Below are 22,349 nucleotides of genomic sequence, written 5' to 3' on the forward strand. Positions count from 1 at the left end.
GGATAAATCATCATTTCCTTATGGCTTCACAAGATCTTAAGAAAGCTTTGCAACCGTTTGAATAGACGATTGTTCAATAAGATGATCAGCCAACATTTTTGCTCCTTGCATAACAATTGGCACGCCTCCGCCTGGATGAATGGATGCTCCGACCGCAAAAACATTTTTATATTCGTACGGCTGGTACTGGGGTCTGAATACGCCTGACTGAAACAGCTCAGGAGCAATACCAAAGCTTCCGCCTTCGTAAAGTCCAAATGCTTGAGCATCATTTGGCGTGCGTACTTTTACCCACTCTATTTCTTTACGCAGCTCTCCAAATCCTTTTTCTTCCAAAGTCCGAATGATTCCATCAACAAAATCTTGCTGGTTGCTCCAATCAATGTGGCTACCTGATGGAACTGGTACAAGTGCGTATAGCACGCTTTTCCCTTCAGGAGCTAGCGATGGATCCATAATAGAGGGATTAAATGTATAAATAGCGGGATCTTCAGGAATCGTTTTATGCTTAAACACTGCTTCCATATGTTTAGCCAAATCATTGCCCATAAAGTATTGATGCACGTTGTGATGATCATATTTTCTCTTCAAACCGAGATAAAGCAGCAGACAGCTGGACGAAGGCACATACTTCTTTTCTTTTTTTTGAGCAATTTTCGCCATATTAGGAAAGTCGCCATTTAAAACCACTTGATCAAATGGATGAAGTTTTTCGTCAACAATAACCCCTTCTGTCTTGTCTCCTGATATAGAAAGCTCTTGAACCACCTTATTCAAATGAATGCTTACACCTTGCTCTATCAGCGCCTTTTCAAGAAGTGGCACAAGACTTGCGTATCCCCCTTTTACGTAATAGATGCCATGAGCATGCTCACTATAAGGAACAAGAGAATAAATAGCTGGTGCCGAATAAGGATTCCCTCCAATATAAAGAGATTGCAGCGAGTAGGCATCTACTAGACGTTCATCCTGGAAATACGTTGAAACAAATTTTCTCATTGATTTATTTGCATTCATTTCTTTTAATGCCTTAATGTTTTGCCATGTCCAAAAATCTCGTTTATTTACAAATGTTTTTTCCAAAAATGCCTTACTTCCTAATTCAAATCGCTTTTTTAATTCAGTCATAAAACGCCGGTAGTTTTGTTCTTCGCCTGGAAACAAACGGCTAATCTCCTCTAACTGATCTTTTTCAGTTGCTTTTTTTGTATAGGTCGTACCGTCTGGGAAATGAATATCATAAAGTGGATCACAGCGTATTAGTTCATATTGAGAAGCAGAAATGCCCGCTTCATCTAAAATACGTTCAAGCATTAAAGGCAGCAAGACAATCGTGGGACCTTCATCAATTTTATAACCGTCTTTTTCTACAAACGCCAACCGGCCGCCCAGTTTGTTTTCTTTTTCGAAAATATCAACAGAAAAACCTCGTTTACTTAATAACAAAGCGGTAATTAAACCGCCTATGCCGCCTCCAACAATTGCTGTTCTCATAATGCACTCTCCATTTCCTTCATGGTTTTAAACGGCTCATTCAGTAATTGTCCGTCTCTTTTTAAGATGAGCTTTGTCGTAATGCGAGATGATTCCAGAATAGTTGGTAGACCGCTCCCTGGATGAGTTCCTCCTCCAACTAGCCAGCAATTTTCTAATTCTTCAAATTTATTATGCGGACGCAGTACCATCATTTGAGTGAGCTGATGTCCAAGGTTAAATGTCGCTCCTTTATAGACCAGCACGTCTTCTTCCCACTGCTTTGGTGAAATGATTTTTTCAACTTCAATATGACTCTCTAAATCTTTGAAACCCGTTTTCTTTTCTACGATTTTTAATACTGCATCTCGAAAAGCTTTTTGTTTTTCATCCCAGTTTACACCGCTGAAATTATTCGGAACCGGCGCTAAAATATAAAGAGCAGACTTTCCTTCTGGTGCTAAAGTTGGATCTGTTACACTTGGGTTTTGAATGTAGATGGAAGGATCTTCTGAAAGAGCTAACGTTTTTGTGATCTCTTCTACATTTTTTTTATAATCTTCAGCGAACACAATCGTGTGATGAGGCAGATCTTTGTACTGTTTGTCTATGCCTAGATAAATCATAAAAGTGGAACAAGAGTATTTTTTCTTTTCAAGTTTTTTAACTGCATATTTTTTAAGCGTACCTTCATCTATTAAATTCGTCATCGCATGAGCAAAATCTCCATTGATAATGACGTCGTCTGCTCCTATTCGCTCTCCATTTTCTAGAATAATTCCTTTTACTCTCTTCTTTTCAATCCATAGTTTTTGAACACCTTGGTTTAAGTGGATGTGTCCTTGATGTTCTTCTACTACTTTTGCCATTGCTTGAGATAGCTGATTTACTCCTCCTATCGGATGGAAGATACCGTAAGCATGTTCCATAAATGATAAAATAGAAAAGGCTCCTGGACATTCCCAAGGGGACATTCCCAAGTACTTCGATTGAAAAGTAAAAGCTAATTTCAATTTCTCATCAGTGAAATACTTACCAAGTACATCGTAGAGCGTTTTACCTAAGGATAAATGCGGCAGTGCTCGAATTGCTTCAGGCTTTAAATAGTGATGAAAACGATTCATCTGGCCCTGCAATAAAGGCAGCAAAGCCGCCATCTTTGCCTCTGTGTCTTTCATAAAGCGCTCATAGCCTTCTCCGTTTCCTGGATATAAACGTTCGATTTCTTCTTTCATCTTTTTATGGTTATCCGTCATCTGAATCTGCGCATCATCAAAGATAAGCTCATACATGAGATTTAGACGTTTTAAGTCCATATAATCATGCGCATTGCGATTAGCAGCTTGAAATAATTCTTCAAAAATCTGTGGCATGCTCAAAAATGTAGGACCCATATCAAACGTATAACCTGACATTTTAATCGCTGAATTTCGCCCGCCCACGTATCCTTGCTTTTCATATACATCTACTTTATAGCCATGACTTGCTAACAGCATTGCTGCCGCTAGTCCTCCTGGACCTGCTCCAATCACGATTACGTTTTTTTGCATACATACACTCCTAATCATATACAATAGTTATACAAACATTATACAAAGCTTTATTATTAAACACAACGATAAACTGCTTGTCTTTATTCGAATCATAAAATTACCAATAACTAAACCATAAAAATATGACGTTTGTACCATTTTTCCAGGGTTTCAGTACACTTTCCCTTTATTCGGTGCTTCCAAGCTTTTATTTTATATCTATGTAAAGTTATACAAAAATAGACTGCGGTCTTCTTCTCTACTTAAACGTATAAAAAAGAGAAATGGCTGACTGATTTTATAAAAAAAACCCTCTGTACTGAGAGGGTCCTGTCATTCAACAATTTGAATATTATTGTGAGTAAACCAGACGTGAATTTGAGCTAGATGAGCTAGCAGCTGAGGTCCTGTCATTAACTGACCAAACCACGGCGCTTTAAACCCTTCTCCGCCTGTATCAATAATATGCTTTAACTGCTGCTTATCAAAAAATTCATGAAGAGGTGACTGTTTATCTTGTAAAAGAGATTGAAGCCATACTGTTACAGCTTTTGTATAAGCTGGGTTATGTGTTTTAGGGTAAGGGCTTTTCTTGCGATAAAGAACGTCATGAGGCAAAATTCCTTCAAGCGCTTTGCGTAAAATCCCCTTCTCTTTATTGCCCGTCATTTTCATCTCCCACGGAATATTCCATGCATATTCCACAAGGCGATGATCTGCAAAAGGTACGCGTACTTCTAAGCTCGCGCCCATGCTCATACGATCTTTACGATCTAATAAAGTTGTCATAAACCAAACCTGATTTAAATAAAACAGCTTTCTCCGCTGCGCATCTTCTAGCGATTCACCTTCTAATTCAGGCACTTCCTTTAGTGTTTCTTCATATCTTGCACGCACATAGTCTTCTAACTGTAATTTCTTTCTCCATGAACTTTGCAGCAAATCAATTCGAGCATCTAATGAACGCATCCACGGGAAGGTATCCGAAGACAAATCATGTTTTCGGTGAAACCACGGATATCCTCCAAAAATTTCATCTGCACATTCTCCTGATAAGCTCACGACAAAATCTTGTTTGATTTCACGGCAAAACCAAAGCAGCGATGAATCTACATCAGCCATTCCAGGAAGGTCTCTCACCTCTACAGCCTCTGTTAAATGCTGCACAAGGTCCTCCGTTGAAATAATGCAGCGGTGATGCTTTGTTTGAAACGTATCCGACATGAGCTTGATATAAGTTCCATCAGAATTTGGCTGAAACTCATTTGCTTTAAAAAATTTATCATTGTCTTCATAATCGATAGAATACGTATGAAGAGAGCCCTTTCCACTTTCTTTGAACGCATTTGCAGCAATTGCTGTAATAGCGCTTGAGTCCACTCCACCTGATAAAAATGTACAAACCGGGACATCTGACACTAGCTGTCTTACAATCGCGTCTTGCACTAAAAATTTAACTTTTTCGGTCGTTTCACCTAAATCATCTGTATGCTGCTCACTTTTTACGTTCCAGTATCGCCAAATCTTCAACCCGTTACGCGTAAGCGTGAGCGCGTGAGCCGGGCGCAATTCACTTATTTCTTTAAATACGCCGTGGCCGGGAGAACGAGAAGGTCCTAAGCCAAACACTTCTGCTAATCCATCTAATCCTACTTCTGCTTTTACCTCAGGATGAGCTAATATCGCTTTCAATTCCGATGCAAATTGAATTCCACCTTCATAGGATCGATAGAATAAGGGCTTCACTCCCATTCTGTCGCGTGCTATAAATAACTTTTCATTGGCTTCATCCCAGATTGAAAAAGCAAAGATACCGTTAAAATGATCTACGCATGATTCTTTCCATTCTATATAAGATGTTAGAAGTACTTCCGTATCTGAATGTCCCTGAAATTGATAACCTCTTTTTAGTAATTCTTTCCGAATATCTTCCGTGTTGTAAAGCTCTCCATTATAGCAAAGCGTGTAGAGCTGTTCATTTTTTTCTCGTGTCATCGGCTGTCTTCCGCCCTGGGGATCTACTACAACTAAGCGTTTGTGCCCAAAAGCAACGTGCTGCTGTGTCCATACGTTGGTGTCATCAGGACCTCTTTTCGATAAAGTGTCAGCCATTTTTGTTATTGTTGCTGTTTCATTTAAAAGCGATCGCTTTAAGTCGACCCAACCCGTTATACCACACATCGTTTATCATCCTTTCTTTCACGCTCTTGTTTATGAATGAAATAATGCCATTGTATGCACGCAATAGTTACAGTTGAATTGTCCTTATATTTTATTTTTACTTTCGAGTTATAAAGAGAGCTTTTTTAGGCAATAAAAAAATATGGATAAATTTCACACGGAGGTTTGATTATGAATCATTATTCTAAACAACAAGCTATGAACAATCAGCCGCGTTCCTTCGTGATTGGTACGGTTGAATGTGTTGATTCACAGTGGATTTTCTTTGAAGATGAAAGTGACGAAGCTTCCATGCTCCATGAAGTAATGGATGATACATTAGAACTTCTTATTGATACACGCTGGGAAAAAGCCATTATGGTTGATGACCGTCAAATAAAGCTTCACGATGGAACGTATTTATTGCGAAATGGGGATAAGCTAAGACTGACTAAAAAGCTACCTTATGCATACGAACAGCTTCTTCAATCACTACCGAAAGAGACCTTTTTATCATTCACTCAGCACTTAAATTCATTAAAATTCTCTCTTTATGATTGTATTTACTGTCACAACACATTATGTTTTTTACCGACAGACGGTGATACAAAAGGTGCTAATTTTATCATTTATGACAATGAGGAAAAAATTTGTGCCGTTCAGCATTTATTCGAACGAGGCACCCAGTACCTAGACCGATTTGAATATACCGTTAACGATGGAGAACGCTCAATGAATCTTTTTTTAGATTAAAGCAAAAGAAAAAAGCTATCTTATCCAAGATAGCTTTTTTCTTATCCTAGTACGACATATCCGTAATAGAATACTAAGATAAGCGCAATTACAAGAACTGCCCAAGCAACGCCTGTACGCTTTCCTTTTTCAGTACGAACAAGTACCATTTCCATTCCCACAAGCACTAGCACTCCGGCAATCCCTTTAATGAGCGCTGCACCTTGAAAATGGTACCAAGCTGCTAACATATGCAGACCTGATACTAACACTAATAAGTATAGGAGTCTCGCTACCATATGTAGAATTTTCTGACCTTTAGCTTTACCTGCTCGATGTAAAATCAACGAAACCACAAACGAGATAATCAATAATGTCCAAAGCGTTACATGAATATGTAGTGGAGCCATTCATCTCACGTCCTTTCTGAAAATATCATATCATGAAAACCTTTCCTTCACCAATAATATAAGGAAAGAAAAGGATTTTTAGCGGCCGGGTCCATAAGTGGCATTCCGAATGAGTTTTTCAAGCGGTCCATCTGAAAATAGGCTCATCCATATCCAGCTTCCCAGCAGTTGAACAAAAATGATAATCCCCGCAATAGCCAATCCTTCTACAATTGAAATATGTCCATAGTATCCTAACCCATATGAGTAAAAAAGGAATGTACATACAATAGACTGGACAATATAGTTAGTTAAAATCATTCTCCCCAAAAGAGCAAATGGCTGCATGATTTTTCGAATAGATACACTTCGCATAGCTAATGTGACCAACGTTACAACAAAAATAGCTCCTGCCGTTCCTCCGATTGTATCGTGAATATAGGATGTAGCAACATTGTGATCTAAAACATACGGCAATACAGATGATGCTGCATACACGATGAATGAAATAAGACAAAGCCACTTCGTCTCCACTATATATTCTTCTATTTCTTCGAACCACTCGCTTTTTGCCATAAAACCGCCTAATAAAAACAGTGGAAATAGCGATAAAAACAGAAAAGGAACCGTATTTAAATTATACGCGTAGTACCAATCCAGCAAGCGCTGATGAAAGATTGATGCAAAACTTCCGTGTCCATATACTTGAAGCGCTTGGTCAATAATAGGCTGGTGAATTCCCGCTGCTGTATCTCCTTCATTAACCAAAGCCGCTACTGTTAAAATAACAATCATAATCACAGCGTAAATGCTAAATATTCCGGTTCCCCACGCTAATAACACTTCTTTCTTTGCTTCTTGAAAAAGTAGCATAATCAAAGCAAAGAAGCTGTATATCACAATCATATCACCGTGCCAAATAAATACAGCATGAATAGCCCCAACGAGAAGCAAAGCCGTCATTCTTCGTACATAAAAAGGAGTAAAGCTTACTTGCCTTTCGTATGTACGCTGGAACATTTTCATAAAACCAAATCCAAACAAAATAGCGAGCAGCGCGTACCCTGTCTGCCCTATTACTATATCAACTAATCCATTAGCAACATAACTCATTCTTGAACCATTCATCAAATTATTGTCGTAATAGGAAGCAGGCGAATAAAAATCGGGCATGTTCATCAGTAAAATACCAATAAGCGCGATTCCTTTTAATACATCCGCTGCTTCAATACGCTGTTCTTTATCAGCTGCGTTCATTTTGAAACGTTTCATTCTTTCACACCTTACATGATTTCATTATTGCTTTCACATTATATCGAACGCAAAAGTTTTTCTTCAATGTTTACTATTTCCATTCCTCTCTTTAATGTTTTACTTACTCCCTGCATATAGATAAGGAAAAAGCATTAATCACCTTTTTGTCTAGGCTTCATATGCTGTTACTAGACTAAATTAAAAGGGTGTTTGCCTATGCCTGCCATTGTTGGTGTTGTTAATCTTAACAGTGTTGGTTCAGCCAGCGTCTTTCATATTGGAGATGTTTATACAATAGCCCCTATTTCTACTGCTAAAACATTTGCTGGCGCAGGTTCATTTAATACAGGCGACGGATTATATGTTGTGAATCAGCAGAGCTCAACGAATACGTCGGACAATGACGTAAATGATCAAAATGTCGCTGGAAATCTCTAATAGAAATGAAGCTCATACAGGAGGATGCTTATGAACTTTTATGTGAATCAAAGTATCTGTATTCAAAGTATGAAAATCAGTGCTGTCAGTAACTCTTCGGTACTTCAAATCGGAAGCGTCGGTGTCATTAAGCCAAACTCAAATCTCTTTAATACAGGAGGGTTTACAGGCGCTGCACCTACTGAAACAAAAAAAGGCATTCTTGGATCTGTTTCTCCTTCTACCTTTACCCCAGGAACCGGCGCGGGAACTGCCCCAGCTCCTTTTTCACAGTCGTTAACTCCCCCGGCTCGAGACAACGACTGACATGTTACAACCTTCATCGCCATATGTATATATATAACTATTTTCTTTATCGGAAGATAAAGGAATCGAGGTGATTGAAGGTGGATAACATGAACTATATTCAGCAAGTTCATCAGTATGTTCAGCAAATGTCTTCGTATATTCAGCAGCAAGAAGGACGCATTGCTCAACTTGAAAAAAACGTACAAGAACTTCAGCAAAAAATAAAAGAGTTAGGTGAACAGCCACCTATTAAAATCGATAAAATTGAATATAAATTTGAACAGTTAAAAATTGATTCTTTAGATGGAACATTAAATATTGGATTGAACCCTCTTACACCCGATAATTTAGAAGATATCATTATTAATGAGAAACCAGAAGTAACATTTCCGCAAGGAGCTCAGCCACAAGGGCAGCCGCCTCAAGGTGAGCAGCCGGGACAACCCGGAGGTCCTGGACCGCAAAATCCCAGCTTAAAACCATTGAACCGCCAGCTAGAAAAACAGTGGGTCTCTCATATTCATGAAACGATTTTAGATGAACTTAACCAACATGGATTTTCTATGGTTCAACATGTGCTTGATGAGCGCTCGATGATGATTGATGAATCATACTACGAGTTTATTTTAGAAGATATTAAAAAGCAGCTGCAGCAGCGGATTACTTTTTATATACAGCAAGTTCAGCCGGAAGAAATGGAACGAAATTTTGAACAAATTAAACCACAAATTATCGGTAAACTTTATGAGGATATGAAAAAAGGAATTGACGCATTTTTAACGTATTTACCTGAATCTTTAAAGAAAGGTGGACCCCCTTCATGAACTTTAACGTTGTAAACCGCGAATTGCTTGTTGGAGACGTTAGTATTACAGGCGTATCTTCTTCTTCTCTTTTTTTAATTGGTGATGCAAATTACATCTCTCTATCCTCAACATTTGATACGCCGGCTGAATCTTTGATTATCGGACCTTATGTGCCACTATCGTTATCGTAAAGGAGCTTACGTATGCTTTCACGCACATCTTCTGTTAATTATATAGAAATTAATTCCTTGTCGGCGAGCTCTTTTTGCCAAATTGGAGATTCAACAGAAATTCATCTACTTAATAAAGCTTTAGCTGATCGGAGACAGTACCCGTTTTTCTACGGCAGAGAAGGAAACTTTGATGATTACGCTATCTTTAATGAGCCTATTCCTCATGGCGATTACGAACCTATTCCCGTTCAAACATGGAATGAAATACCTTTGATCCGCGTTAACAGAATTGATATAAAAGGATGTTCATTCTCATCAGTTATCCATATTGGATCAACTTGCAATGTTTATGCAGAAGCCCGCATTAAGCATATTCGTGAACTGCTCAACGATGAACCTTCAAAGGAAGCTGAAACAGGAACATCAAACAGCCCTACTTCGCAAGCTCGCAGCGGTGGGTGAACCTTTTAAGAAGCTGCTCATATATTAAATTAATATCACGAAAAAAAGGGTGTGAACCTCATGCCAGCAATAATCGGACCCGTTAGTATCACGAGCGTCGGAGGCGGTGTCGTAACGTTTGGAGATACGTTCTATGTTTCTCCAAAAAGCGCTGCTAAAACAGCCTCAGGCTCCGGTTCCTTAAATACAGGTAACTTTGTTAATACCAATAACGGCATTTCAGGAACAAATACGTTAGATCCAGATTTATTTGATCAAAATATAGCAGCAAACGCTTAAAAAAACCCCTTATCTTTGCTATTAAAGCGGATAAGGGGTTTTTTATTCACTTGGATTTTCGGCTGTTTGATTTTTTGGTTTTAGGTAATTTAGAAGAAGGCTGTTTACGAATCCATTTAATAAAAGAGCCAATTTTAGAATCAGCTTGTAATAAAGAAATCGTATTAAGACGAATGGCTAATTCATCATTTGTGTATAACGCATGAATTTGTTTATGACACGGAATACATAAGTTTGCCGTCGGTTCAAACGCTCCGCCCATTTCCTTTGGCGTTAAATGATGTACGGTCGTCAAGACATCCTGCCTTCCGCATAATTCGCATGTTCCTATTCGCCTGTCTTTTTTCTTCATATAGATTTCCTTCCCTATAAAGTTTCTACTCTTACACTAGTTCCTTTGCCAGAAGGCTCGGATGGCTCAACAATCAAGCGTTTTGGCAGCCGAGCCCGAAGTTCTTGCACGTGACTGATGACTCCAATTGATAAATTATTGGACTGAAGTTTTTCAAGCGCCGTAACCACGGTATCAAGAAGCTCGCCATCAAGCGTTCCAAATCCTTCATCTAAAAAGAAAAACTGCAGTGGATATTCTCCTCTTAGCTGTATTTGTGCAGATAATGAAAGGGCCAGAGCGAGGGAAGTTAAAAACGTTTCGCCTCCTGATAAAGTTGAGACCGGACGTTTTACGCCTCCATTTGCATCATCTCTCATGATAAAGCCGCCTTGTGAATCAACTTCAATCGCATAGCGCTGGCGTGTTAATATACTCAGACGCTCCGAAGCATCTCGGCTAACGGACATCAGCTGCTCTTCAGCAATATATTCCACAAAAGCATTTCCTTTAAATACTGTTTGAAGCTTCTGATACTGTTCAAATAAAGCTTGTTTTTCTTCACGGTCTTGTTCAAGCACCAAAAATCGCTCATGTCGTTCTTTGACGCTTTTTAACGTTTGCTCAGCTGCTCCCTTGAGCTGAACGGCTTCTTTTACAGCTGCTTTTATATCATGAAGCAGCTGCTGAGTTTCTTCAAATTGCTGCTCTTCTATGGACTGGTGATTCAGCTGGATATTTAACTGTTCAATTGATGACTTCATCTGTTTTATGTTGTCCCAATAAGCCTGAACAGTTTCATCCAACAATTTCATCTCATCATGTGATAACAGAGCTTGCTGAACTTCTTTTCCTTCGCTGAATAAAGAATTCCCTATCGCTTCTTTCCATTTTTCAGCTGCTTTTTTATACTGGATATGAGCTGTTTCTAGAGATTCGCTCGCTGCTTTTTCATCCATTTGCAGCGTTTGGTACGCTTTTTGAACAGTCTGCCAATGTTGATACGCCTGCTGTTCATTCGTCTCTAACTCCGCAAGTAAAAAAACTGTTTTTTGCAGCGCCTGTTCAATATCTTCTTGATCTGTAAGCTTACGCAAGCGTTCAATTTGTGAGTGAACAAGAGATTGTTTATGAGACAGCATTGCTTTTAATTCGGTAAATTCTTTTTCGCCCGCATATTTTTCTTCTTTTAGACGTTCGATTTTCTTTTGCTGATTTTCAAAAAATACGCTGCTTTTTTCAATTCGAGCCTTTATTGTCTGCTCTTCTTTTTCTCTTTCAGTCAGCTTTTCGTTAATTTTCTCCATCTCTTCAAATACAAAGGAAGGATAGTCTTGTTGAAAAGCTTCTTTTCTTGCTTGTAGCGCTTGTTTTTGCTGATTGACTTTTCCTTCTAATTCAGCTTGTTCTTTTTGATAATGAGCAAGCTCTAATTCAATCTTTTCAAGACTTTGCTGGACTTTCTGTACCTGCCCGAGAATTGATTGCTGCTTTTCACTCACCTGCAAATAATCCTGCTCAAGAGATTTGATTTCAACTTCTATTTTCTTAGCATACTGGCCAAAGGCATCTGTACCCATTTCTCCTAAAGCAGGAACTTCGCCAGCTTCTTTCATAAAACCAGCTAAATCAGGTATTTTTTCAACAAGAGGTTTAGCTAGCTGTTCAAGCTGCATTTTAAGTGATGAATAGCTAAATCGCTGTTCTCGCAAGTGATTGACTTGATCTTCAAACTGATCCGCTGATTCTACTGTACCATTTTCTTCTTCTTGGTTTAAAACGGGGTTAGGATGATGCTCAGAGCCACAAACTGGACAAGGCTCTCCTTTAGTCAGCTGTTCAGCTAATTGATGAGCCAGACGATGTGACCATTCTTTTTCTTTGCGTCTTTTTAGATCACTCATTAAATGATCCGCCTGTTGAAAAAGCTGCTGAAACTCTTTTTCCCGCTCACATACAGTGTGATACAAGCCTTGAATATCTGAAAATAATTCTTTACTTCGTTCTATTGTTTGCTGATATCTCTCTTGGTGTGTTTGTTTTTGTGTATGCAAATGCTGAAGCTGTTCCGCTTTTTCTTTATACGTTTTTTGGCCTTCATCTAGATTTTTTTTATCATTATTCCATAATTGATAACGGTAGAATGCTTGCTGAACAGCTCGCCGATAATCAGGTTGAATCTCCACTTTTGTTAATGCTTCTTTCAACTCTTTTTGAAGGTTCAGACCTTGCTGATACCGCTTATCCGCTTCCATTAATTCATCATTTTTCGTTTGAAGTGCCTGCTGCTTTTGCTGAAGAGAGACTTCCGCTTCTTTTACTTCTTGCTGTCCATCTTTAATTTGTTTTTGAAGATCAGAAGCCTGTTGGAGCTGTTCTTTTTGAACAACCAATTTGGGCTGCTGTTCATTTTTGTACAAGCGAGCCTGCTCATATAAGCTATTCGAACGCTTATATTCCTCACTTTTTTGAACAATTTGTGCTTTTAAATTCTCTACTTTACCTTCATAAAGCTTCTGCTGTTTTTCAGCTTGTTCAAATGTTTCTAAATAAGGAAAAAGACGCTCAGCCTGCTGGGCTTTCGTCAGCAAATCTTTCTTTTGTCTAATCTCTTCTTCCTGCCTAGAAGCATGTGCTAGCTTTTCTTCTAGCTGTGCTTTTTCCTGCTGTGCTTTCCAAAGAGACGCCTGCTGATCGTATCGCTCTTGCAAATCAGCCGCTTCTTTTTCTCGTTTTTCCAAAAGTACAATGCTATCACTTACAAGCTGCTCAGCTTCCGTTACTTTCTCTGTTGAAGCTTCACCTAATCCCGTTTGTTCTGCCGTGATTTTATCCAGGTCTGTTTTTAGCTGCTGAACTTGATAGCGTATTTTCTTACTAAGCTGATCTCCGTACTGCTCGAGATTAAAAAGACGCTGAAGCATTTGACGGCGTTCCGTCCCTTTTAACGATAAAAACTCTGCAAATTTTCCTTGCGGTAATACAACAGCTCTTGTAAAATCATCAATGGTTAAACCAAGAAGTTCCTGTACCTGCTGGTTTACATCATTTGTTTTATCCGCTAATACATACGTTTCATCTTCGATTTCAATCAATCGACTGGAAGCTGATTTCACACGCAGCTCATCCGTCCGTTTAAAGCTTCGTTCAACAGTATAGCGTTTTTTATGACTCGCGTTTTCCAGCTCAAACGTAAACGATACTTTCAGTTCGTTTTCCCCGTGATTTAAAATTCCTTGTGTATTATTGGCTGCACGCTCTACTTTTCCGTATAAAGCTAGTGTAATGGCATCCAAAATGGAGGATTTCCCGCTTCCTGTAGGACCAAATATTCCGAACACACCGCCTGAACACAGCGCTTCAAAGTCGACAGTTTGTTTTTCTCTAAAACTGTGAAGTCCCGAAACGGTCAAATTAATAGGTTTCATTTTTCATCCTCCTTTCCCGATATTTCTTCGTCGTTAATTAAGGTTAAAAACAGTTTGACTAATTCAGTATCAGGTGCTCCTCCGCCGGTTTGCCTGCTGTAGAACTTTGTAAACAGTTCTTCGATTGGCACTTCGCGCTGTGAACGTGTTTCATTTGCTAGTTCTTCTGCTTTGAATACCGGACGAATATGAATAAAGCCTGGATGAAGCTTACGAAGTCGATGGATTTCTTCTAGAGAAAGTGCATCTTCTACGTGAACTTCTAAATCGACCCATGCCTGCGCATCTTTTTGCTCATCAAGCCATGTATATACTTCTGCCAATCCATTTTTCGCTTTCCAACGCGTCAAAGGCTTTCCGCTAGATAATGGAATTTCAGTCATTTCAACCTCTTTTCCTGGCTGAGCGTCTAAAATGGTAACAGACTTTGCGTACCCTGACTCTGAAAAGCTATAAGCAAGAGGTGAACCAGAATATCTGGCAAGGGTGTGAGCGCGGTTGATCATTTGCGGGCGATGCAAATGTCCTAGAGCTACATACTGAGCATTAGCAGGTAAACTAGTTGCCGCCACCGTATAAGCTCCTCCTACTTCAATTGGACGTTCTGAGTCCGTTGAACTTCCGCCAGCTACGTAAATATGACTCATGGCAATATTAACGGTATCTGTTGTGAACTGCTCGCTCATTTTATCGAAAATACCTTTTACTCTGGCATCATATGAATTTCGAAGAGCCAGCTCATCATTTTCTTCTGCTAACAGTTCCTTTAACCTTGATTCAGATGGGTAAGGAAGAGCTGCAATCTTTAATATTTCACCTGATGTAGGAATGTGAATACTTTCTACATCGGTAGTAGGCAAACCAAGAAGCGTAATATTTTGATGAACAGCTAATGGAGAAGCCGCCGACAGCCGATCTGGGTTATCATGATTACCTGCAATAACAATAATCGGACGTTTTCCATTGTTGCTCAACCTAGACATACTTTCGTAAAAAAGCTGCTCTGCCGCTGCTGGAGGGTTAACCGTATCAAAGGCATCTCCCGCCATGAGAATAGCATCTATCTTTTCTTCTTCCACAATGTCTGCCAGTTCATCTAAAAACTGGGCTTGCTCAGCCAGACGGCTCCGTCCTTCTAGCGTTCGCCCCAAATGCCAATCCGCTGTATGTAATAAACGCATGTTACTCTCTCCTTATTGGTGAAAAAGAAGAAGACTATCGCCTTCTTCTTTTTTTATATTTCCACAGCATGTCCACCATCTAAAAAGTACAGATAGCTATGCTGCACAGGTTGTTTTACAATCCGCTCAATGGCCTTTGCGTAAAGCTCTAACTGAATGCGGTATCTTTCAATTAGAAACGGTTTTGCTCGTTCAAAATCCCCTTGAAAACGATCCGAAATATTATCCGTTTTAAAATCCAGTAAAACGAGGCCTTCTTCCGTTTCATATAAACAATCAATAATACCTTGCACTAAAATCGTTTCGTCTTCCTGCTCCCAATGATCATAGATTTCTTTAGCGGAGACACCTAAACTAAAAGGCATCTCTCTATAAACCGTGCGAGCCGTTCGGATACCTTGTGCAATGTCACTGTTTAAAAAGTCTGCTACATCATTTACATTAACAGCATTCGCTTGGTCTTGCGTCAATAATTCTTTGGTAACCATTGATTGAATAAAGTCTTGAACCATTTCGAGGGTATAAGCTTTATTTAATGGAAGCTGCTGCATAACGGCATGTGTAGCTGTTCCTCTTTCCGCTCCTGTGAGAGATTTTTCTTGAAGAAACAGCGGACGGTTTTCAAGAGGTGCTTTAGATCCCCGAACAAGATCGTCGCTTCCACCTGCATCCGTCAGCTGCTGCTGCCTTTTTAGTTCAGAAACAGATTGCTTCGAACGATGAACGGAAGCTACACGATAATCATAAGACCAATTTAAGCGTCTATACACTTCGTCTTTATAATCGCTGGATTCTGAAACTGGCTCATGCTTTTGAAGAGCGTTCAAAAGCTCTCCATGGTGCTGCTGCTCTTCAAGGGGCTGTTCGGCTAAATCACCTGCTAATAACGTTGAAAGTTTCCAGCTTGAAGAGTGCTGATGAATCATCTTAGCCGGCTGGATCTCTCCTTCAACCATGTGACTAACATTTTGGTGACGAATTAAAGAAGGTCCAATCCAGTCTAAATAACATTTTGCATCTCTTCTCACGTGAGCCGGGAGCGTCCAATCTTCATGTGCCATAACCGAGCTCCATTGTCTGAGCTTTTCTTGTGCGTCTTTTACTGTTCCAACTAAAATAAGTTTTTCTTTCGCACGCGTCAAAGCTACGTATAATACCCGCATTTCCTCTGCCATGCTTTCTTTTTTCATTTTTTTCTTCATGGTCTGCTGAAGAAGAGTCGGGTACGTAATACGTAGTTTCGGATCAATATATTTAGATCCAAAACCTAGTTCTTTATCGAGTAAATAAGCTTTATTCAAGTCCATCAAGTTAAACTGACGAGCAAGACCAGCTACGAAAACAACAGGAAATTCAAGACCTTTACTGCTGTGGATCGTCATCAAACGCACCACATCTTCTTGTTCTCCCAGCGCTCGAGCAGCTCCTAAATCGTTCCCTCGATCCTGCATCCGTTCAATAAAGCGTAAAAAGCGAAACAGACCTCTAAATGAAGTCGCCTCATACTGGCGAGCGCGATCGTAAAAAGCACGTAAATTGGCTTGACGCTGTTTCCCACCAGGAAGTCCGCCAACAAATTCAAAGAAACCCGTATCGCGGTAAATTTGCCATACTAGTTCTGACAAAGAGCTTTGTCTAGCTTGTGTTCTCCATGCTTTTAACTGCTCATAGAAATATTTTACTTTATCGCGAAGTTCTTCATCATACGAAACCGCTAAGTACGTTTTTAACGCATCGTAATACGTTCCTTTCTTTTGCTCCGCTCTCAGTCTAGCTAACTCTTCATCTGAAAGCCCTACTACCGGCGAGCGAAGAACAGAAGCTAACGGAATATCTTGATGCGGGTTATCTACTACTTTTAATAAAGACATCATAATCATCACTTCAGTAGCATCAAAATAACCTGTTGATAAATCGGCATAAATCGGCACGCCTTCTTGTTTAAATTCATCCATAATCTGCGCAGCCCAAGGCATAGAACGAAGCAAAATAACAAAGTCACGATACGTCACGTTTCTCATGATATCGAGCTTGCGATCATATATTTGAAAACGGTTTTGAACGAGTTCTTTGATTTTGCGTGCCATTGCTCTTGCCTCTAACTGAGCGGTTTCAAGCTCCGCTTCTGAAAAAGCGACGAGAGAAGAATCCGATTCTTCTTCCGCTCCTTCTTCTGCATTTTCTTTTGCAATTAGCAGAAGCTCCGTTTCCATTCCTTCCACTTTTGGATACGATGCTCCTAATTTTAAAGAAGCATCATCGTCATATGCAATTTCTCCGACTTCTTCATCCATGAGCTGGTTAAAAATAAAGTTTGTAGCATCAAGCACTTGGGAACGACTGCGGAAGTTTTTATTCAAATCGATACGTTTTCCGAACTGGCGACCATCTTGCGTAAAGCACTTGTACTTTGTTAAAAACAAAAATGGCTCCGCTAAACGAAAGCGATAAATGGATTGTTTTACATCTCCAACCATAAATAAATTCCCTTGTTCCTCACTATCTCTCGTCACTAATTTAATCAGTGTTTCTTGAACCATATTTGTATCTTGATATTCGTCAACGAGCACCTCTTCAAACTGAGTGCGATATTTTTGGGCAATGAACGAAGGCTTAAGCACTCCATCTTCTTTTACACTCAAGATTTGCAGGCAATAATGTTCTAAATCAGAAAAATCCACTAACCCTTTCTCTTTTTTAATGTGTTCATATCGTTCACCGAAGCGTTGAACTAAAAAGATTAGCGTTTCAATAACCGGCTTCATTTTCTCAAAATCAGCCATGTAGCCGTGCAAAGGCCTAGAAAACAAATCAGCATGAAGTTTTTCAAGGCTTGTCTTAGCTTTTTTGCGAAGCTCTCCGAAATCATCTAAAAGCTGCGAGTCGTATGCTTCACCTTTACATGGTTTTAAACGAGTAAAATTCAAATTCTGCATTTCCTCATGCAAATCAGCAAAAGAATGCTTGGAAGCGCTGAGCAGCCGATGAATTTGAGCCAGGTCTTCCTCTGCATTAACGGCGCGAGGAGCAGGCCCTCCCGGCAGCTTTGTCAGCTCTAAGCCCTGTTTTAAAATCGACTCAATGCCCATCAGCTGCGTTGTTACTTCTTGTAAAAGAAAAGATAGAAACGGAAGTGAATCAATAGAAGAGTCTTCTGTCACATCATATTGACTCACGATCATTTCAAGCCAGCCGTTTGGGTCAGGGTTAGACCTTGCAAAGTCATACAGCTTTCTTACCATAAGCTGAATATCTAAGTCATTTCTGTCACTTGTATAACGATCAATTAAATCAAAGAATCGCTCGTTCTGTTCAATACTGTACTGCTCTTCAAACAATTCTTCTAATACTTCTTCACGCAGAAGATCCGCTTCCGTATCATCTGCAATCCGAAAACCAGGGTCTACATCGATTAAATAATAATACGTTCGAATAACTTCTAAACAAAAAGAATGGAGCGTAGAAATCGACGCACGGTTTAATAAATTAAGCTGTCTGCGCAAGTGTAAAGAAGATGGATTCTTTTTTAACTCTTTTTCCAATGCTTCTCCAATTCGATTTCTCATTTCGGCTGCAGAAGCATTTGTAAACGTAGCAACTAGTAATCTATCAACATCAATTGGTTCCTCGCCCATCGTAATCTTTTTAATAATACGTTCGACTAAAACCGCTGTTTTTCCTGAGCCAGCCGCCGCGGCTACTAATATATCTTGACCGGATGAAACAATGGCGTTCCACTGGTCATCCGTCCACTGGGAGTCGGCCGGTTTTACGTGTATATCTTCACTCATCTCGTTTGGCCTCCTCTCGAATTTTATCTAAAATAACATTTTGACTCTCTGTACTAAGCTGACGATATTCGTTGTTTTCCATTGATTCATCGAACTGACAGATTGAGCGGTATTCACAAAACGCACATGGTGTTTTATCTTTTAGTTTATAAGGCGAAATATCAATTTTCCCATTTGTAATCTCTGTACCTGCCTCCACAAATTTACCTCGCACATACTGACGGAGATGTGTAAAATCTTCTTCGCTCGCAACCGAAGAATTGGAATAAAAGCCCCCTGTCTTTTTAATGCCAGCTGATATAACCTGTGAGTGTCCTGATTCTAACGTTTCGTCCATTAACCTTACTGCTTCCTCGTCTCCTAAAAGCAGTCCTTTCATTTTAAACTTCTTAAAGATTTCAGCTTCAATTTGATCAGGCTGTAATGCTTTAGTACTGTTGATCATTGGATTATGAACATGGAAATAAAGAACGCCAGCAGGCAATGCTCCTCTATTATCATGAAGAAGCTGTTCAGCATACGTCACGACTATGTCTAAGTAAGCTAAAATTTGAAGAGATAAACCATAGTACACTTCCACTAGGTTTAATGCTTTATCGCTTGATTTATAGTCGACAATACGCAGTAAAAGCCCTCTGGAGCTTTCCGCTTTATCTACCCTGTCAATTCTGCCAACGAGTTCCATCGTATGCCCATTTGGCAGTGTGAACTGCATAGAAGGCAGATCCGCGCTAGGCCCAAATCCAAGTTCCAATCCAACAGGAACAAATCCGCTCACCTTAGCGTGCTCACTTAACACAAGCGACGCCCGTTCAATAATTTGCTGCAGCTTATGCGTTAAATAGTGGTGGCGATTAGAGCTCAATAAAATCTCATTTTGTAAGCGCGGAGCAAGTTCATGCACCGCAGCCGTTGAAAGCTGCTGACAATCTTTTCTCGTTAAATTCTTCCATTCTTTTTGACCGCCGCGAAGCTCGTCTGAAATCATCTTCAATGCTGCGTGAAATAACTCGCCTATGTCAGGAGCTGCTAATTTGAAAACTTTTCGCTCTTTAAGCTTAAGCCCGTGAGAAGCAAAGTGAGCGTACGGACAGGCTTCAAATTTCTCCATTCTCGATACGCTTGCTTGAATATGTTTTCCATACAGACGCTGACTCGTTTTCTTTGTTAACCGTTTTGCTTCATTTTTATAAAATAAACTGCTTAGTACTTTCTCGCTGTATGAGTTCCAATCTGAATTTTCCACATAAAAGTTATATACATCCCACCAAGCGGAACTCATCGGATAATGGCGTTTCCATCCTTGCAGCTGGCTGGCTAAATGCGCGATACTCGTTAAGGGATTTGTTATATAATCCACTTGCTTTTCTTCTTCTAAATCCGTAGGTTCCGTCATTAACAGCTTTTCCTGCAGCAGCGGAAACAGCTCTTTTACTCGATTAATAACGAGTGAAGGCAGCAGGGTCTTCCCTTCCTCATTGGCAAGAGGATACGAAACATAAAGTTTTTCAGAAGAGCTGGAAAGTGCTAAATAAATAAGAAATTGTTCGTCAAACAGCTTTTGTCTTCCAGTTGGCGCAAGTAATAAACCTGATTCAAGCAGCTGCTCTCTCTCCTTCTCAGATAACAGGCCATCGCTTTTTGGTTTGGCTGGAATCACACCGTCATTTACACCTAATACAAAGCTTGCTTTGATATCGGATAAACGCGAACGCTCAAAACTTGCCACAACCACTTGATCGAGTGCAGGCGGAACAAGTGCAAACTGCATGCTGTCAAGCCCTGTCTCAAATAGATCTGCGAACAAAGAAATCGATACTTTCTCTTCTCCCATCATTTCAACAAACTGATCAAATAAGTGGAGAATTGCTTTCCATACCTGCTCGTGCTCTCTTGCTTCTTGAAGCTTTCCTTCTTCTTCACATCGGTTGCGCAGCGCTTCTATCTTTTGTGGAATATCTAAATTCGTTAAAAAGCGATAGAGCGCTTCTGCTTTTTCTTTTCCTATTTTCGCTCGTTTTAATTTTTGCTGAAGCGAGTAAATAGGAGGAACAATCATATTTTTTAATTCATTTATTTTTTGCTCAAAAGCAAGCTCTTCGTCCGTTTTTCCAAGGTTCATGTCTTCCAGCGAACGATATTTTCTGTAGATAAATGGCTCCTTACTCGTCCACTTAGATCCTTGAATACCGTAAGCAAGTACGTAATTTTCTAATTCATCCATCTCTTCGCGCAGCTGGTGCACATCAGATGACAAAGGAAATAAAAGATCTGTTTTCACTGCTCGAAAGATGGTTTCATATCGCCATGACCCGCTTACCACCTCTAAGACTGAGCGAATAAATTCAACGAGTGGATGGTGAAACATCGCTCGCTTTTGGTCAATAAAGTAAGGAATTTCATAATCTCGAAAAATGGTTTGAAGCAAGTCATGATAGTCTTCTGCATTTCTAACAATCAAGGCAATATCACGATAGCGATAGCCGTGATCACGCACAAGCGACAGCACTTCTCTTGCAATCCCTTCTACTTCTGCTCTTCGGCTAACAGCCGGCAGCAGCTGGATGTGCTCGGGCTCTGACTGAAATTCCGGCGTTGGCCGTTCATCATAATATCGTTCTAAATAGGCAAGCTCTAGACTGTTTTGATGCCTTTTTTGTTCGTTAAATACATTTGGCTCTTGAATCTCTATCCCGTTTTCAGCTGCCAGACTCATTATTTCTTGGTACGTTTCGCTCGTTAATCGAAACAAGTGCAAGTCATTTGGAATAAAATCTTGATATGAATAATCAGAAGTAACCGCTATTTTCACTTCTCTACAAACTTTCATCAGCTCTACTAATACCGTTAATTCTTGAGGAGTATAGTGATGAAATCCATCTACATAAATCGTTGCTTGAGCAAGGTACGCAGAAGAGGCTACTTTTTCACTCAGCAGCTTCAAATAATCTTCTCCATCTACATATTTTGTCATCAGCTGTTTTTCTAATTCTCCGTAAATGAGATGTAAATCATGTAATTTATCAGCAAGGACTTTCTCATCTTCTGCTTGAAGCTTTTGCTTCATCTCTTCGAGAGACGGGGCATCGACCGTGTACTGTTTAAATTCTTTAACCATTTTTTCTAGTTCTTCAATAAACCCTGCTTGTTCTGAAGAATTCGCAAACAGTCGAAGCTCTTTTTTTTGATGTTCAATAATTTTTTTAAGCATCATATGAATACCTGTTTGATCCACATGATAGCGGCTAATACCTCCGACTTCTTGCAGGATACGCCATGCAAGACGTGTAAAACTATAAACTTGAGCACGCATCATGCCTTCTAACCCAGGCGTTTGAACAAGCGCATACTCCGACTGAAATGTCATCTGTTCAGGTACAATATAAATAAGTGGATGCCCAAGCGGAGCATTTAACAGCTCTTGGCGCATGCTATTTAAAAGATATTCCGTTTTCCCGCTTCCTGAACGTCCTAATAAAAACTGTAGCCCCACGTTTTCACCCCTTCATTTTTTTCTCTATATTTTCATTTGTTTAAGTACAAAATGGATAAACGCCACGTAAAAACGTGACGCAGTCGTCAAAATTTTATAGTGATAATCAGCTAAATCTCTCTATCTCTCTCCTTATTAT

At 39.7% G+C, this 22,349-nt stretch carries 17 protein-coding genes; 7 read left to right on the forward strand and 10 right to left on the reverse strand.

Annotated features, from left to right (window positions below; genetic code table 11):
• Positions 1 to 36: 36 nt before the first annotated feature.
• The 3 genes from SB717_RS05850 to asnB form a co-directional block, all read right to left on the reverse strand.
• A complete protein-coding gene (locus tag SB717_RS05850; RefSeq protein ID WP_074679338.1) occupies positions 37 to 1,494 on the reverse strand; it encodes a phytoene desaturase family protein in 1,458 nt (485 codons plus the stop codon).
• Entirely contained in the window at positions 1,491 to 3,023 is a 1,533-nt protein-coding gene (locus SB717_RS05855; RefSeq protein WP_074679340.1) for a phytoene desaturase family protein, read from the reverse strand. Before SB717_RS05855 ends, SB717_RS05850 begins: the two co-directional genes overlap by 4 nt.
• A gap of 315 nt (positions 3,024 to 3,338) precedes the next feature.
• Entirely contained in the window at positions 3,339 to 5,186 is a 1,848-nt protein-coding gene (gene asnB, locus SB717_RS05860; RefSeq protein WP_074679342.1) for an asparagine synthase (glutamine-hydrolyzing), read from the reverse strand.
• 171 nt (positions 5,187 to 5,357) lie between these two features.
• Here asnB and SB717_RS05865 point away from each other — a divergent pair, with 171 nt between their 5' ends.
• Complete coding sequence (locus SB717_RS05865; protein ID WP_045295272.1) at positions 5,358 to 5,918, forward strand: DUF2777 domain-containing protein; 561 nt, start codon at positions 5,358 to 5,360, stop codon at positions 5,916 to 5,918.
• A gap of 41 nt (positions 5,919 to 5,959) precedes the next feature.
• On the opposite strand, the gene SB717_RS05870 is transcribed toward SB717_RS05865, so the two are convergent.
• Entirely contained in the window at positions 5,960 to 6,307 is a 348-nt protein-coding gene (locus SB717_RS05870) for a DUF1516 family protein (RefSeq protein WP_025749931.1), read from the reverse strand.
• Positions 6,308 to 6,385: 78 nt separating this feature from the next.
• Positions 6,386 to 7,558, reverse strand: coding sequence for a DUF418 domain-containing protein (locus tag SB717_RS05875; protein WP_410903422.1), 1,173 nt, complete (start codon positions 7,556 to 7,558; stop codon positions 6,386 to 6,388).
• Between the two features lie 198 nt (positions 7,559 to 7,756).
• Between SB717_RS05875 and SB717_RS05880 the strand changes: the two genes are divergently transcribed.
• The 6 genes from SB717_RS05880 (at position 7,757) to SB717_RS05905 (ending at position 9,986) form a co-directional block, all read left to right on the forward strand.
• Positions 7,757 to 7,978, forward strand: a complete 222-nt coding sequence (locus SB717_RS05880; RefSeq protein ID WP_013055358.1) for a spore germination protein — start codon at positions 7,757 to 7,759, stop codon at positions 7,976 to 7,978.
• A 30-nt stretch (positions 7,979 to 8,008) separates the two neighbouring features.
• Positions 8,009 to 8,284, forward strand: coding sequence for a spore germination protein GerPB (locus SB717_RS05885; protein WP_029324687.1), 276 nt, complete (start codon positions 8,009 to 8,011; stop codon positions 8,282 to 8,284).
• Between the two features lie 89 nt (positions 8,285 to 8,373).
• Positions 8,374 to 9,090, forward strand: a complete 717-nt coding sequence (gerPC, locus tag SB717_RS05890) for a spore germination protein GerPC (RefSeq protein ID WP_074679348.1) — start codon at positions 8,374 to 8,376, stop codon at positions 9,088 to 9,090.
• Complete coding sequence (locus tag SB717_RS05895) at positions 9,087 to 9,263, forward strand: hypothetical protein (protein WP_013055355.1); 177 nt, start codon at positions 9,087 to 9,089, stop codon at positions 9,261 to 9,263. The genes gerPC and SB717_RS05895 overlap by 4 nt, the downstream gene beginning before the upstream one ends.
• Positions 9,264 to 9,275: 12 nt before the next feature.
• Positions 9,276 to 9,707 carry a spore germination protein GerPE gene (locus SB717_RS05900; protein ID WP_074679350.1) on the forward strand — a complete coding sequence of 144 codons (432 nt, stop codon included), beginning with the start codon at positions 9,276 to 9,278 and terminating at the stop codon, positions 9,705 to 9,707.
• A gap of 60 nt (positions 9,708 to 9,767) precedes the next feature.
• On the forward strand, positions 9,768 to 9,986 hold the full coding sequence (locus tag SB717_RS05905; RefSeq protein ID WP_013055353.1) for a spore germination protein: 219 nt from the start codon (positions 9,768 to 9,770) through the stop codon (positions 9,984 to 9,986).
• A 46-nt stretch (positions 9,987 to 10,032) separates the two neighbouring features.
• On the opposite strand, the gene SB717_RS05910 is transcribed toward SB717_RS05905, so the two are convergent.
• From SB717_RS05910 to addB, 5 genes are read right to left on the reverse strand one after another with little or no spacing between them, the layout of a single operon-like run.
• The gene (locus SB717_RS05910; RefSeq protein ID WP_074679352.1) at positions 10,033 to 10,338 is read right to left on the reverse strand and encodes an HNH endonuclease; all 306 of its coding nucleotides are present in this window, start codon (positions 10,336 to 10,338) and stop codon (positions 10,033 to 10,035) included.
• Positions 10,339 to 10,352: 14 nt separating this feature from the next.
• On the reverse strand, positions 10,353 to 13,745 hold the full coding sequence (locus tag SB717_RS05915) for an AAA family ATPase (RefSeq protein WP_410903423.1): 3,393 nt from the start codon (positions 13,743 to 13,745) through the stop codon (positions 10,353 to 10,355).
• Positions 13,742 to 14,926, reverse strand: coding sequence for an exonuclease SbcCD subunit D (locus tag SB717_RS05920; protein WP_410903424.1), 1,185 nt, complete (start codon positions 14,924 to 14,926; stop codon positions 13,742 to 13,744). The genes SB717_RS05915 and SB717_RS05920 overlap by 4 nt, the downstream gene beginning before the upstream one ends.
• Positions 14,927 to 14,979: 53 nt before the next feature.
• Complete coding sequence (gene addA, locus SB717_RS05925; RefSeq protein WP_410903425.1) at positions 14,980 to 18,717, reverse strand: helicase-exonuclease AddAB subunit AddA; 3,738 nt, start codon at positions 18,715 to 18,717, stop codon at positions 14,980 to 14,982.
• The gene (gene addB / locus SB717_RS05930) at positions 18,710 to 22,210 is read right to left on the reverse strand and encodes a helicase-exonuclease AddAB subunit AddB (protein WP_410903426.1); all 3,501 of its coding nucleotides are present in this window, start codon (positions 22,208 to 22,210) and stop codon (positions 18,710 to 18,712) included. The genes addA and addB overlap by 8 nt, the downstream gene beginning before the upstream one ends.
• Positions 22,211 to 22,349: the final 139 nt, after the last annotated feature.

Source organism: Priestia sp. SIMBA_032 (genome assembly GCF_046535215.1).
GTDB lineage: Bacteria > Bacillota > Bacilli > Bacillales > Bacillaceae_H > Priestia > Priestia aryabhattai.

Bases quoted from the DNA above. Each gene is read 5' to 3' on its own strand.
- SB717_RS05850 (WP_074679338.1), bottom strand. From the start codon at position 1,494: ATGAGAACAGCAATTGTTGGAGGCGGCATAGGCGGTTTAATTACCGCT.
- SB717_RS05905 (WP_013055353.1), top strand. From the start codon at position 9,768: ATGCCAGCAATAATCGGACCCGTTAGTATCACGAGCGTCGGAGGCGGT.
- SB717_RS05855 (WP_074679340.1), bottom strand. From the start codon at position 3,023: ATGCAAAAAAACGTAATCGTGATTGGAGCAGGTCCAGGAGGACTAGCG.
- addA (WP_410903425.1), bottom strand. From the start codon at position 18,717: ATGAGTGAAGATATACACGTAAAACCGGCCGACTCCCAGTGGACGGAT.
- SB717_RS05910 (WP_074679352.1), bottom strand. From the start codon at position 10,338: ATGAAGAAAAAAGACAGGCGAATAGGAACATGCGAATTATGCGGAAGG.
- gerPC (WP_074679348.1), top strand. From the start codon at position 8,374: ATGAACTATATTCAGCAAGTTCATCAGTATGTTCAGCAAATGTCTTCG.
- asnB (WP_074679342.1), bottom strand. From the start codon at position 5,186: ATGTGTGGTATAACGGGTTGGGTCGACTTAAAGCGATCGCTTTTAAAT.
- SB717_RS05920 (WP_410903424.1), bottom strand. From the start codon at position 14,926: ATGCGTTTATTACATACAGCGGATTGGCATTTGGGGCGAACGCTAGAA.
- SB717_RS05880 (WP_013055358.1), top strand. From the start codon at position 7,757: ATGCCTGCCATTGTTGGTGTTGTTAATCTTAACAGTGTTGGTTCAGCC.
- SB717_RS05870 (WP_025749931.1), bottom strand. From the start codon at position 6,307: ATGGCTCCACTACATATTCATGTAACGCTTTGGACATTATTGATTATC.
- SB717_RS05900 (WP_074679350.1), top strand. From the start codon at position 9,276: ATGCTTTCACGCACATCTTCTGTTAATTATATAGAAATTAATTCCTTG.
- SB717_RS05885 (WP_029324687.1), top strand. From the start codon at position 8,009: ATGAACTTTTATGTGAATCAAAGTATCTGTATTCAAAGTATGAAAATC.
- SB717_RS05875 (WP_410903422.1), bottom strand. From the start codon at position 7,558: ATGAAACGTTTCAAAATGAACGCAGCTGATAAAGAACAGCGTATTGAA.
- SB717_RS05865 (WP_045295272.1), top strand. From the start codon at position 5,358: ATGAATCATTATTCTAAACAACAAGCTATGAACAATCAGCCGCGTTCC.
- SB717_RS05895 (WP_013055355.1), top strand. From the start codon at position 9,087: ATGAACTTTAACGTTGTAAACCGCGAATTGCTTGTTGGAGACGTTAGT.
- SB717_RS05915 (WP_410903423.1), bottom strand. From the start codon at position 13,745: ATGAAACCTATTAATTTGACCGTTTCGGGACTTCACAGTTTTAGAGAA.